This is a genomic window from Marinobacterium iners (assembly GCF_017310015.1).
GTDB classification, from domain to species: Bacteria; Pseudomonadota; Gammaproteobacteria; order Pseudomonadales; family Balneatricaceae; genus Marinobacterium; species Marinobacterium iners.
In genome coordinates this window covers 3,659,412-3,672,310 of sequence record NZ_CP022297.1, presented here as the reverse complement: position 1 = coordinate 3,672,310, position 12,899 = coordinate 3,659,412, and the positions used below count along the sequence as shown (strand labels likewise).

Genomic DNA, 12,899 nt, shown 5'->3' with positions numbered 1-12,899 from the left:
GTATGCCAGCTGGTCTACAGTAAACCGACAGTTTAAATCGCGCCCGAATCAGGCTACATTGTTAGCGTTTGCGGGACTTCACCTGATTGATATAAGGAAAATGTCGTGCTCAGCTTATTCAAGCAAAAGTCTGCTGGCTGGGTGGGAGTGGATATCGGGTCCTCTTCTGTCAAGTTGGTAGCACTCACAAAACATGGACAGTCATATCAGATTGAAGGCTATGCGATAGCGCCGTTGCCACCTACGGCGGTCGTTGATGGTAATGTGGAGATCCCTTCGGCAGTATCGGATGCAATTGAGCGTGGCCTCAAGACGTGTGGCGTCAGATTGACGCACGCCGTTACTGCAGTGCCTTCCTCCGCTGTCATAACCAAGCGTCTTGAGATAAGTAATACATTTGCAGGCTTGGACCTAGAGGATCAGGTACAGGTTGAGGCAGACCAGTTCATTCCTTACCCGCTGGACGAGGTTGCGTTGGACTTTGAAGTGCTCGGTCCAGTTAACAAGGCTCCTGGGTTGAACGAAATACTACTCGTGGCCTGTCGTCGTGATGATGTGGATAGTCGTGAAGATGCCATTAACGGCTCAGGTCTGAACTGTGCAGTGGTTGATATCGACACTTATGCTATTGAACGCACGTTGCCTTTGCTTGAGTCAGAAATAGACGCGAGTGCCGTTGTTGGAGTGGTTGATATAGGCGCAGCCACTTTGACGCTCAATGTGTTTCGTGGCAATCGCATCATCTATAACCGCGAGCAGGCGTTCGGCGGTAATGATCTGACCAATATGGTCCATCAGCATAAGGGTATTGAAGTGGCTGAAGTTGAGAGGCTCCTCAGTACTGGAAAGCTCGACGCCGAAACCATGGAGATCCTGGTTTTGCCGTTCCGTCAGAGTGTGGTGCAACAGGTGTCGCGTGCGCTGCAGTTTTATTATTCCTCCGGTTCCCAGGGGCAGCTGAGTAAGCTCTACTTGGCTGGTGGCACTTCAGGTCTGAAGGGGTTGTCCGAAATGATTGAAGAAGAGATCGGTGTGACAACACGGGTTGCCAACCCTTTCGATACCATGCAGATCGGACCCAAGATCAATACGGCCCGACTGGAAAAGGATGCCCCAACTCTCTTGAAGGCGTGCGGGCTGGCTCAACGAAGCTTCGAAATTTAGGGATCACAGGGATTATGTATGGCGCGTATTAACCTAAGACCCTGGCGCGAAGAACGCAACGAAAAGCTGCAGAAGCGTTTTATCGGCAATATGGTCGGTGCGGCGCTGCTCGGTGTGGTTGTCGTGCTGGGCGTCAGTTACTACTACGACCTTCAAGCTGATCGGCAGGATGTGCGTAACAATTACCTCCGTGCCGAAGTCGTCAAGCTGGACCAGAAAATCAAGGAAATTCAAGAGCTTCGTGCCAAGCGTGAACGTCTTCTGGAGCGCCTCAATGCGATCCAGCAGTTGCAGGGCAATCGCCCGGTTATAGTGCGAAACTTCGATGAAATGGTTCGGGTGCTGCCAGACGGCATCTACTACCAGAGTCTTGTGCGCCGAGGAGAGGTTATTACTATCGATGGCCTTGCTGAAGATAACAATGACGTATCTTCCTTGATGCGACGCTTGGATGGATCAATCTGGTTCAGCGAACCTGACTTGAGCCGAGTCGACAAGTCTGAAGGCCTGAAGCGCTTCAATATGAAGGCAGGTATGACCCGCCCGAAAGCAGAGGAGGCCAACTGATGCAAATGAGCGGTCTCAAAAAAGCCTTCCAAGGCTTTGATGTCAATAATGTTGATGTCAATCAGGCGGGTAACTGGCCCGTTGGTATCAAGGCTATTGTCTACATTCTTGTATTTGCCATTATTGTGGGGGCTGGCATTTACGTACTGATCAAGGATAAGCACGTTGCCGTGGAGCGTGAAATGACCAAAGAGCAGGAGCTGAAAGAGGAATATCAGCGCAAGGCTTTTCAGGTCGCCAGCCTTGATGCTTTGCGCAAACAGATGGCGGATGTGGAGAGTCGGTTCGCCGAGCTGCTGAAGCAGCTTCCGACTGACAAAGAGGTACCCGGTCTGCTGGAAGACATTACTGAAATAGGGCGCTCAGCGGGTCTGGAGTTTGACTTGATCGCCTTGCAGCCTGAGAAGCGCGAACAGTTCTACGTCGAGTTGCCCATACGCATTCTGGTACGTGGCAACTATCACCAGATGGGTGAATTTGTCAGCGGTGTGGCGGCGATCAAACGTATTGTCACACTGCACGACTTTTCGCTCAAACCCGGCGGAGATAACGGTTTGACCATGGAAATCAGCGCGAAGACATACCGCTATGATGATACGAAATAAGGAAGGACAGGTAGTGCGTCTTGGGCTGACCCTGTTGCTGTTGTTGCCTTTGTCAGGCTGTATTTGGGTGGATGACACCGAAGACTTGGAGCGTTACACCCAGGAGCAGCGAGCGAACCCCAGTGGCAAGGTCGAACCTCTGCCAACATTCAAGCCCTATGAAAGCTTTGTGTATGAGGGGGCAAGTCTTCGGGACCCCTTCAGGCCACTGATTCGAAACGATGGCTCTGAACGAGACTTTACGGCGGAAGATAACCTTGCTCCTGATGCCGAACGGCCCAAGGAGTACCTGGAAGGCTTCTCTGTGGATAAGCTGACGATGGTAGGTACTATCACCGTTCCGAGGAGCGAAGTCTTGTGGGCATTGATCAAGGACCCTAACAATGAGGTGCATCGGGTTACAACTGGCAACTACCTAGGCAATGACTATGGTGAAATTGTCTCGGTTGGCGAGCGCAGGCTGGAACTTGTAGAAATTATCTCCAACGGACGAGGCGGTTGGATGAAACGTCCCCGTACTCTGAATATTGAAGAGCAGGATTGATAAGGATGCAGACCGTGAATACATACAGACGGACCGAAAACCACCGGATGCAGACCGGACGCCAGGCTTGTTTCTGGCTCCTGCTGAGTGTGCTGGCGCTGGCCCTCATTGGGCGTACGGCAGAGGCCCAGGATGCAGCACTGAAGAGTGCCTCCTTCGTCTCTCTGCCCGGTAAAAAGGTAGAAGTACGGCTCGATTTTGATGTTCCGCCACCGGTACCCAAGGCCTACATGATCGAGAGCCCTCCACGGCTAGTGATGGACTTCTGGGGCGCACGTAATGAAATGGCACGCAAGATGCTCTCTGTCAAATCAGGTGATGTTGACAGCCTGCACTTTGCAGAAGCCAACGGGCGCCTGCGCATCGTTACCAACCTGACGGGTTCTGCCAGCTACAAAACCTATACCGAAAACAACAGTCTGTTTATTGAACTGGGTGGTCAGAGTGCAGATATCGTACGCGGAACCAGTGCGCCAGTAATTACTGCAGCGCCAGCAGCTGTGCCGCGTGAAGGGGCCCGCATGCCGGCAGCAGCAGATGATCGCACCCGAGTCCGGGGCATCGACTTTCAGCGCATCGATGGCAATCGTGGTCGAGTGACTATTGATTTAACAGACTCTCAGTCTGGCCTTGATATCGTTGAAGAGGGTAATAATGTCGTTATAAATCTGCTGGGTGCAGGGCTGTCTGATGCACTTGAGCAGCGCCTGGATGTACAGGACTTTGCTACACCAGTGTTGTTCATCGACTCGATGGTGAAGGGCGAAAATGCCACTATCCTGATCAAGCCTTCGGCTGAGCCCTATGATTATATGGCATATCAGAGTGGTAACCAGCTGGTTGTGGATTTCAAGCCTCTTACCCGTCAGGAGCAGGATGAGCAGCGAAATTTGTTCCCCTATACCGGCGAGAAAATCGACCTGAACTTCCAAAATGTTGAAGTTCGCACGGTGCTTCAGATCATTGCCGAAGTCGCCGAGAAGAACCTGGTGGTCAGCGATAATGTTCAAGGAAGTATCACGCTGCGTTTGAAAAACGTGCCTTGGGATCAGGCGCTGGATATTGTGCTGAAAACCAAAGGTTTGGATAAGCGTGAGGCAGGTAATGTATTGCTTGTGGGTACTGCGTCTGAGATTTCTGAGCGTGAAGCGTTGGAAATGCAGAGCCAGCAGCAGGAGAAAGAACTCGCACCCTTAGTGACTGATTTTATCCAGATCGACTATCGCAAGGCCTCTGAAATTCGGGAGCGTTTAACAGAAGCGCAACTGATATCTGAAAGGGGGTTCGTTGTTGCAGATGATGAAACCAGTCTTCTGATGATCCGCGACACTGCGAAGCAGATGGAGCAAATAAGGCGTACCATTAAGCGGTTTGATGTTGAAATTGAGCAAATTATGGTACAAGCGAGGCTCGTAACAGCAGAGGTGAACAATACCAAGGAGTTGGGTATCCGGTGGGGGGCTGGTGTTGTCGGCGGCGGTGATAACCATCAGTGGAAGATAGGTGGGTCACCAAACGCACCTTCAACACCTTTTGTCGACTCGACAGATACTATTCCTGGTAATCTGATGGTAGATATGGGGGTGACACCGCAATCTTCGATAGCTATTGGGTTTATTAACAATTCATTACTGTTGTCGGCAGAGTTGTCCGCTCTTCAGACTGACAATAAGGTTGATATCCTGTCTCAGCCGAAAGTGCTGACAACGAATGGCAAAACAGCCATCATTCAGGCGGGTCAAGAGGTTCCTGTTCAGAAAACAGAGGATGGCACTGTTTCGATTGAGTACAAGGATGTTGTGCTTAAATTGGAAGTTACCCCTCAAATTATTCCTGGTGGGAAAATCTCCATGGATATTCTGATTAACAAGGACTCTTTAGGTGGCACTTTGTTTGATAACATCATCATCAACAAGCAGGAGCTGTCTACCACAGTTGTTGTTGGCGATGGCGAAACACTGGTGCTCGGAGGTATTCTTGAGACTGAATCAAGAAACAATGTTTCGAAGACCCCAGTGCTGGGTGATATTCCAGTCATTGGTAATCTATTCAAAACCCGCTCGAACAATGCTGAAAAGCGCGAACTCTTGATCTTTATTACTCCCGAGATGATCCGAGAGTCGCTCAGACGATAAGAACAGAGTTGTAAAAATTTGAACGTTTTCCTTATTGGCCCTATGGGTGCTGGCAAAAGCACCATAGGGCGTTTACTTTCTCAAGAGCTTGGGTTGGAATTTCACGATTCTGACCGTGAAATAGAGACGCGCTCCGGAACCAATATCCCGTGGATTTTCGATGTCGAAGGCGAAGAGGGCTTTCGTCAACGTGAAGAAACTGCCATTGATGAACTGACCCAGTTAGATGACATCATTCTGGCAACCGGTGGTGGTGCTGTCTTGCGTGAGGCTAACCGACGGAACCTGCAAAGCAGAGGTACAGTCGTTTACTTGCAGACATCAATTGAGCAGCAACTGGAGCGTACTGCAAAAGACCGCAATCGTCCTCTTTTGCAGACAGAAAATCCGCGAGCTGTACTGGAGCAACTGATTGAACAGCGTGACCCGCTTTACAGGGACTGCTGCGATCTATTGATTCGTACTGATCGACGTCACCCACGTGGCGTGGTAAATGATATTATTCGTTTCCTGAAGCGACAGCAGCCGCTGAAAAAAATCTGATTCACTCTGTTTCCGGAGACTGTTCTCATGCAGACATTGACGGTCGATCTTGGCGTCCGCAGTTATCCCATTTTTATCGGCCAGGGTCTGTTGCAGCAAAACCTGCTGCTACCGTATGTCAACGGCCGCCAGGTGATGGTGGTCAGCAATGAGACTGTTGCTCCGCTCTATCTTGACGCGCTGTTGCAGCAGTTTCCGGGTAAACAGGTGGATAGCGTAATTCTGCCGGATGGTGAAGCATACAAGGATCTGCAGCATGTCAATCTGATCTTTGATGCGTTGCTCGAAAAACGGCATAACCGAACAACTACGCTGGTTGCGTTGGGCGGTGGTGTTGTGGGTGATATGACCGGTTTTGCGGCGGCGAGTTACCAGCGAGGCGTGAATTTTATCCAGGTGCCTACGACATTGCTGTCGCAGGTCGACTCGTCTGTTGGTGGCAAGACAGGCGTAAATCATCCACTTGGCAAGAACATGATCGGAGCTTTTCATCAGCCTCAGGCTGTATTGGCGGCGACAGATGTACTTGGCAGTCTACCGGAGCGTGAACTGTCTGCCGGTCTGGCGGAAGTGATCAAGTACGGTTTGATTCATGATGCCAAATTTCTCGATTGGTTGGAGTCCGCCATGCCGGCGCTGCGAGCACGTGATCCTGAAGCGCTCGCGTACGCCATCTATCGCTCATGTGAAATCAAGGCTGAGATTGTAGCGCAGGATGAGCGAGAGTCAGGTATCAGGGCGCTGCTGAATCTCGGGCACACCTTCGGCCATGCCATCGAAACCGACCAAGGGTACGGTAATTGGTTACACGGTGAAGCGGTTGGGGCCGGGATGCTGATGGCCGCCAACCTTTCAGCCCGAGAGGGTTGGATAGGCGAAGCAGAGCTTGCCCGTGTCGAACGCCTTCTGATAGCGGCAGGGTTGCCTGTCGCACCACCCGAAACGATGAGCTGTGAGCGATTTATAGAGCTGATGGCGGTGGACAAAAAGGTGATTGATGGAAACTTGCGTCTTGTTCTGTTGCAGCAGCTTGGACAGGGTGTCGTAACGGCTGACTTTGCTGCGAACAAACTTGAACAAACTCTGATCTGTGGCCAGTCACTGGGGCGGATCGGATAACAGGACAGGACGTCATGAGTATCCCGACCCATTACTATGAACCGGAATCTCGCCTGCAGCAGAGGGATAAGCTGCAACACCTGGTGCGCTTCTCCGATTTTGTCATGTTGATTATTGGTGAAAACGGTGTTGGTAAATCAGCCTTGCTTGAACAGCTTGTGCCTGATGATAACAGGACTTTGGGGCGTGCCGTCAGGCTGCAGCTTGATGAAACAACTGATGTGACCAGTCTGCTGCAACAGTTGACGGGTGCTCTCGACTTTGAATCTGCAGCTGATAATCGACAGCGCCTGAAACAGATGCATGTGTTGGCGCGCCAACTGCGTGAAGATGGTTTGGCGTTGATCCTGTTGATAGATGATGCCGATTTTCTGACCAATAACGCTCTTGAGCTGCTGGTGAACTTTGCTACCTTTGAAAAAGGGGTTCCGCCGCGAGTTCTGCTGACCGGTACTACAGAGTTTGAAGAGCGTTTTCGGGGGCTCGGGTTGGCTGAACAGCTGGAAAGCCACCTGCATGTGGAAAGGCTTGAACCGTTCACCCCGGATGAGTCGGCTGATTTTGTCGAGTCCCTGTTACCTGATGACGGCACTGATCTGGGGAAGCGACAGTTTGCAGCGCTGATTGAGCGCTCGCAAGGGTACCCCGGGAGGTTGTGTGAGCAGGTAATTGAGCTGCTGCGTAGCGGCCGTTTGAAGTCTCCAGGCAGCAACAACCGGTTGCCTCTGCCGCCCAGGCATATCAGTGCGGCCATTCTGGTGCTTCTACTGGTGTTTGGTGTCGCTGTCTGGCAGTACCTTCCTGATGAGGATAGTACTCCAGTGGTGGCGGAGAGAATTACGCTTCCCCTGCCTGTAAGGCCGGAGCCTCAGCCGCGACTTGAGAATGCTCAGGAGTACCCGTCACCCGCTGCGCCAGATCGAGCATCAGAAAACACTGAATCAGTTACAGCAGTTGGCCCTGAAAGCCAAGTTGCGGCAATCGATGCAGAACAAGGTGGAACTGATGTAAGTGTTGTCTCGGATGGATCGGCTGTATCCGAGCCCCCGGCTCTGACGGAGCCCAGGCCAGAACCCAAACCGGAGCCCAAACCAGAGCCCAAACCAGAGCCAAAACCAGAGCCAAAACCAGAGCCAAAACCAGAGCCAAAACCAGAGCCAAAACCAGAGCCAAAACCCCAAGCGGTGGCCGAAACAGGTGGTGTGGCCCAGCAGTGGTTGAGAGAAGAAGAACTGCTTGGCTGGCCAGAGCAGGGCTACACCCTTCAAGTCATGGGTGCACGTGCTGAAACCAGTGTCAGAGACTTTATTCAGGCACAGGAACAGCCGCAGCGGTTCTATTATTTCCAGACGGTTTTCAAGGGTGCTCCCTGGCATGTAGTTGTATATGGTCAGTATGCTGACCGAGCGGCGGCAACCAACGCGGTGGCCAGCTTGCCGGAATCCCTGCGTAAACTCCGTCCCTGGGCGCGCTCGATTGCTGGAGTGAAAGCGGACATCCGCAAAAAATAATTCTGCAACAGGGTTGTATCCCTGCCCGGATTATGGGTGCACCAATCCGGGGCGTGTAATGCAACTATTTTTGCTGTTTTGCACCATCATGGTGCAATATTGGCAACAATTTTCTTGAGTCCGACCTCTTCCATAGGTAGAATTGCTTCCCCTTTTTGCCCACAATTTGATCAGCGGGAGAAAGGAAGTTAGATAACTTCTTGATTTAAAAGAGTTTTAGCGAGGTCGGCGTATGAATAAAGGTCTTTATCGCCACGGGGAGTTCAAGGATAACTGTGGTTTCGGCCTGATGGCCCATATGCAGGGTCAGGCCAGCCATGATCTGTTGGACAAGGCGATCCAGGCACTGGCGTGCATGACACACCGCGGAGGTATTGCTGCTGATGGCAAAACCGGCGATGGTTGTGGACTGCTGATGCAGAAACCAGATGGTTTCCTGCGAACCGTTGCTGCCGAAGAGCTGGGCGTCGAGCTGGGCGAACACTATGCAGTGGGGATGGTCTTTCTGTCTCCCGAGGCGCAGCAGGCGTCTGTAGCCCGCGAGCAACTTGGCTCAGCGCTGCAGGCCGAAGGGTTGCAAGTGTTGAGCTGGAGACAAGTCCCCACCAATGACAGCTGTCTTGGTCCTATCGCTAAAGATACCCTTCCCCAGATCGAACAAGTTTTTATTCATCCCAACGGCAAAAGCCCGCGTGAATTCGCAATCAGTCTTTTTACTGCACGTCGCAAGGCTGAAATCGCGCTTTCCGATGATCCCGATTTTTACATCTGCAGCCTGTCTGACAAGGTGCTTTCCTATAAAGGGCTGATGATGCCGGTCGACCTGCCGGTGTTCTATCAGGACTTGAACGACCCGCGCCTCGAAACGGCTATCTGTACTTACCACCAGCGTTTCTCAACCAACACCGCACCACGCTGGCCGCTGGCACAGCCGTTCCGGTTCCTGGCACACAACGGTGAAATCAATACCATTGATGGCAACCGTAACTGGGCCCGTGCGCGCCGTACCAAGTTCTCGACCGAGATGCTGCCGAACATTGAAGAGCTGCAGCCGATCGTCAATACCACAGGCTCGGACTCGTCCAGTATGGACAATATGCTGGAGTTCTTGCTGGTAGGGGGTATGGATCTGTACCGTGCCGTGCGCATGATCGTTCCGCCAGCCTGGCAGAATGTTGAAACCATGGACTCCGACCTGCGTGCCTTCTATGACTTCCACTCCATGCACATGGAGCCCTGGGACGGTCCGGCCGGTATGGTCATGACCGATGGTCGCTATGCGGTGTGCATGTTGGATCGTAACGGTCTGCGTCCGTCACGCTGGGTCATGACGCGCGATGGCTACATCTGCACGGCATCTGAAATCGGTGTGTTCGACTACAAGCCGGAAGATATTGTGGCACAGGGCCGTGTCGGGCCGGGTCAGATTCTGTCGATTGATACCCAGACCGGTGAAGTGCTGCACACCAAGGATGTGGACAACAAGCTCAAGTCTGCCCAGCCCTACAAGCAGTGGCTGAAGGACAATGCCATTCGCCTGGAACAGACCATGAGCTTCCAGGAGGAGTCGCAGTCGTTCCGCGAAATGTCGCCGGAAGAAACCAAACAGCACATGAAAATGTTCCAGGTCACCTTTGAAGAGCGTGACCAGATCCTGCGCCCACTGGGTGAAAGCGGGATGGAAGCAGTTGGCTCCATGGGCGACGACAAGCCGATGGCAGTGCTGTCCAGCCGTATTCGTTCACCCTATGACTACTTCCGTCAGCAGTTTGCTCAGGTAACCAACCCCCCGATCGACCCTCTGCGTGAAGCGATCGTGATGTCGCTGGAAACCTGTATCGGTGCCGAGCAGAACGTGTTCGAAGAAACACCTGAGCATGCGCGTCGCCTGATTTTGACGACCCCGGTGCTGTCGGCGAGCAAGTTCCAGTTCATGCGCAAATGCAAGCTGGATGGCTTCGACTCGTTTGACCTGGATCTGCAGTATGACCCTGAGATCGGGCTGGAACAGGCGCTGCGTGACCTGTGTGCCAAGGCCGAAGATGCTGCTCGCAACGGTGTGACACTGCTGGTGCTGACCGATGCCTATCTGCAGCGCGGCAAACTGCCGATCCATGCCGCCATGGCAACCGGTGCAGTGCATCACCATCTGGTCGAAAAAGGTCTGCGTTGCGAAACCAACCTGATTGTTGAGACCGGTACCGCACGCGACCCGCATCACTTTGCCGTGCTGTTCGGCTTCGGTGCAACGGCGGTATATCCGTACCTGGCCTACCGCGTGCTGAACGATCTCTGCCGCACCGGTGAGCTGCCGCTGGAGCCACTGCAGGCGCACGAGAACTACCGCAAGGGCATTAACAAGGGCCTGTTGAAGATCCTGTCCAAGATGGGTATCTCCACCATTGCTTCCTACCGTGGCGCTCAGCTGTTTGAAGCCGTTGGCTTGTCCAGTGAAGTGGTCGATCTCTGCTTCCGTGGTGTGTGCAGCCGTATCGAAGGCGCCCGCTTCACGCACTTCCAGCAGGAGCAGGCGCTGTTGGCGCAGGAGGCCTGGAGTGCACGCAAGCCGATTCAGCAGGGTGGTCTGCTCAAGTATGTGCATGGCGCTGAGTACCATGCCTACAACCCGGATGTGGTCAAAACCATTCATGAAGCGGTTACCACCGGTGACAAACATGCTTATGCGCGTTACGCCGAGCTGGTGAATCAGCGTGGTGTTGCGACCCTGCGTGACCTGTTGGGCCTGAAGAAAGGCCTGAAACCCATCCCGCTGGATCAGGTCGAGCCGATCGAAAACATTTTCCCGCGCTTTGACAGTGCAGCCATGTCTCTGGGCGCGCTGTCGCCGGAAGCGCATGAAGCGCTGGCGGTGGCAATGAACGAGCTGGGCGGTCGTTCCAACTCCGGTGAAGGTGGTGAAGACCCGGCCCGCCATGGCACCAACAAGCGCTCCAAGATCAAGCAGGTTGCATCCGGTCGTTTCGGTGTTACACCGGAATATCTGATGAGCGCTGATGTCATGCAGATCAAGGTGGCCCAGGGTGCCAAACCGGGTGAAGGTGGCCAGCTGCCGGGCGGCAAGGTGAATGCCTTGATCGCGCGCCTGCGCTACTCCGTGCCGGGCGTGACACTGATTTCACCGCCTCCGCACCATGATATCTACTCGATCGAGGACCTGGCACAACTGATCTTCGACCTGAAGCAGATCAACCCGGAAGGGCTGGTTTCCGTCAAGCTGGTCTCCCGTCCGGGTGTTGGCACCATCGCCTGCGGTGTGGCCAAGGCCTATGCGGATCTGATCACCATCTCCGGTTATGACGGCGGTACGGCGGCGTCTCCGCTGACCTCCATCCACTATGCGGGCTCCCCCTGGGAGCTGGGTCTGGCCGATGCGCATCAGGCGCTGCGTGCCAACCACCTGCGTGGCAAGATTCGCCTGCAGACAGATGGTGGCCTCAAAACCGGTCTGGATGTGATCAAGGCCGCGATTCTGGGTGCCGAAAGTTTCGGCTTCGGCACCATGCCGATGGTTGCACTGGGCTGTAAATATCTGCGTATCTGCCACCTGAACAACTGTGCCACCGGTGTTGCCACTCAGCGCAAGGATCTGCGTGATGAGCATTTCCGCGGCACCGTTGAAATGGTGAAAAACTTCTTCCGCTTTGTGGCGGAAGAGACCCGTCAGCTGATGGCTCAGATTGGCGTACGCAGCTTTGACGAACTGATCGGCCGTGTTGACCTGCTGGAAATTCTGCCGGGTGTAACCGACAAGCAGAATCATCTGGATCTGGAACCTATCATCGGCACGGCCGGTGTACCGGCAGAGTATCCGCATACCTGCCAGCAGGCGCGTAACGAGCCTTACGATCCGGGTAGCCTGAATACCCGCATGCTGGAGCTTGCGCAGGCCGCGATCGAGAGCAAGTCCGGTGGCGAATGGGAGCTTGAAATTACCAACTGTGATCGCTCCGTTGGTGCGCGCACATCTGGTTTGATTGCGCGTCATCACAGCAATCTGGGTATGGAAGACAAGCCGGTTGTATTCCGCTTCAAGGGGCACGCAGGTCAGTCCTTTGGTGTCTGGAATGCCGGTGGTCAGCATCTGCTGCTGGAAGGCGATGCCAACGACTATGTCGGCAAGGGTATGGCCGGTGGCAAGGTGGTGGTACGTCCGTTTGCTGAAGCAACGTTCAAGTCGCAGGATACCGCCATCCTCGGCAACACCTGTCTCTATGGTGCAACGGGCGGCAAGCTGTTCGCGGCGGGCCGTGCCGGTGAGCGCTTCGGGGTACGTAACTCCGGTTGCCATGCCGTCATTGAAGGTGCCGGTGATCACTGCTGTGAGTACATGACCGGGGGAATGGTGACAGTACTGGGCGAGACCGGTTACAACTTCGGTGCCGGTATGACCGGTGGCTTCGCGTATGTACTGGACCGCGATAACACCTTTGTCGACAAGTACAACCATGAACTGGTGGATATCCACCGCATTGCGACCGAGCAGATGGAGTCCTACAAGAACCACCTGCGCTCGGTGATTGAGGAGTTCACGGCCGAAACCGGCAGTGCCTGGGGTCAGGAGATTCTGGATAACTTCTATGACTATTGCGGCAAGTTCTGGCTGATCAAGCCCAAGGCTGCAAGTCTGAATGATCTCCTGAACACAGTGCGTGTGCGTCCCGAGTAAGCACAGAGAAAGACTAACTGCGGT

9 protein-coding genes are annotated in these 12,899 nt (G+C 53.7%); all 9 read left to right on the top strand.

What is annotated here, in order from left to right; translation table 11 throughout:
* Nucleotides 1–105 precede the first annotated feature (105 nt).
* The 9 genes from pilM to gltB all read left to right on the top strand — a co-directional run bounded on the left by pilM (nucleotide 106) and on the right by gltB (nucleotide 12,875).
* Nucleotides 106–1,164, top strand: coding sequence for a type IV pilus assembly protein PilM (pilM, locus tag CFI10_RS17280; RefSeq protein ID WP_206836943.1), 1,059 nt, complete (start codon nucleotides 106–108; stop codon nucleotides 1,162–1,164).
* Between the two features lie 18 nt (nucleotides 1,165–1,182).
* Complete coding sequence (locus CFI10_RS17275; RefSeq protein ID WP_206836940.1) at nucleotides 1,183–1,731, top strand: PilN domain-containing protein; 549 nt, start codon at nucleotides 1,183–1,185, stop codon at nucleotides 1,729–1,731.
* Nucleotides 1,731–2,336, top strand: coding sequence for a type IV pilus inner membrane component PilO (locus CFI10_RS17270; protein WP_206836937.1), 606 nt, complete (start codon nucleotides 1,731–1,733; stop codon nucleotides 2,334–2,336). The genes CFI10_RS17275 and CFI10_RS17270 overlap by 1 nt, the downstream gene beginning before the upstream one ends.
* The gene (locus CFI10_RS17265) at nucleotides 2,320–2,880 is read left to right on the top strand and encodes a pilus assembly protein PilP (RefSeq protein ID WP_206836934.1); all 561 of its coding nucleotides are present in this window, start codon (nucleotides 2,320–2,322) and stop codon (nucleotides 2,878–2,880) included. Before CFI10_RS17270 ends, CFI10_RS17265 begins: the two co-directional genes overlap by 17 nt.
* Before the next feature lie 5 nt (nucleotides 2,881–2,885).
* Complete coding sequence (locus CFI10_RS17260; protein WP_206836930.1) at nucleotides 2,886–5,015, top strand: type IV pilus secretin PilQ; 2,130 nt, start codon at nucleotides 2,886–2,888, stop codon at nucleotides 5,013–5,015.
* Between the two features lie 18 nt (nucleotides 5,016–5,033).
* The gene (gene aroK, locus CFI10_RS17255; protein ID WP_277987731.1) at nucleotides 5,034–5,558 is read left to right on the top strand and encodes a shikimate kinase AroK; all 525 of its coding nucleotides are present in this window, start codon (nucleotides 5,034–5,036) and stop codon (nucleotides 5,556–5,558) included.
* Between the two features lie 27 nt (nucleotides 5,559–5,585).
* Nucleotides 5,586–6,677 carry a 3-dehydroquinate synthase gene (gene aroB / locus CFI10_RS17250; RefSeq protein WP_206836928.1) on the top strand — a complete coding sequence of 364 codons (1,092 nt, stop codon included), beginning with the start codon at nucleotides 5,586–5,588 and terminating at the stop codon, nucleotides 6,675–6,677.
* 14 nt (nucleotides 6,678–6,691) lie between these two features.
* Nucleotides 6,692–8,188, top strand: coding sequence for an SPOR domain-containing protein (locus CFI10_RS17245; RefSeq protein ID WP_206836925.1), 1,497 nt, complete (start codon nucleotides 6,692–6,694; stop codon nucleotides 8,186–8,188).
* 232 nt (nucleotides 8,189–8,420) lie between these two features.
* Nucleotides 8,421–12,875: a glutamate synthase large subunit gene (gene gltB, locus CFI10_RS17240; protein WP_206836922.1), complete on the top strand. Its 4,455-nt coding sequence runs from the start codon at nucleotides 8,421–8,423 to the stop codon at nucleotides 12,873–12,875.
* Nucleotides 12,876–12,899: the final 24 nt, after the last annotated feature.

Bases quoted from the DNA above. Each gene is read 5' to 3' on its own strand.
- CFI10_RS17265 (WP_206836934.1), top strand. From the start codon at position 2,320: ATGATGATACGAAATAAGGAAGGACAGGTAGTGCGTCTTGGGCTGACC.
- CFI10_RS17260 (WP_206836930.1), top strand. From the start codon at position 2,886: ATGCAGACCGTGAATACATACAGACGGACCGAAAACCACCGGATGCAG.
- CFI10_RS17245 (WP_206836925.1), top strand. From the start codon at position 6,692: ATGAGTATCCCGACCCATTACTATGAACCGGAATCTCGCCTGCAGCAG.
- CFI10_RS17275 (WP_206836940.1), top strand. From the start codon at position 1,183: ATGGCGCGTATTAACCTAAGACCCTGGCGCGAAGAACGCAACGAAAAG.
- gltB (WP_206836922.1), top strand. From the start codon at position 8,421: ATGAATAAAGGTCTTTATCGCCACGGGGAGTTCAAGGATAACTGTGGT.
- CFI10_RS17270 (WP_206836937.1), top strand. From the start codon at position 1,731: ATGCAAATGAGCGGTCTCAAAAAAGCCTTCCAAGGCTTTGATGTCAAT.
- aroB (WP_206836928.1), top strand. From the start codon at position 5,586: ATGCAGACATTGACGGTCGATCTTGGCGTCCGCAGTTATCCCATTTTT.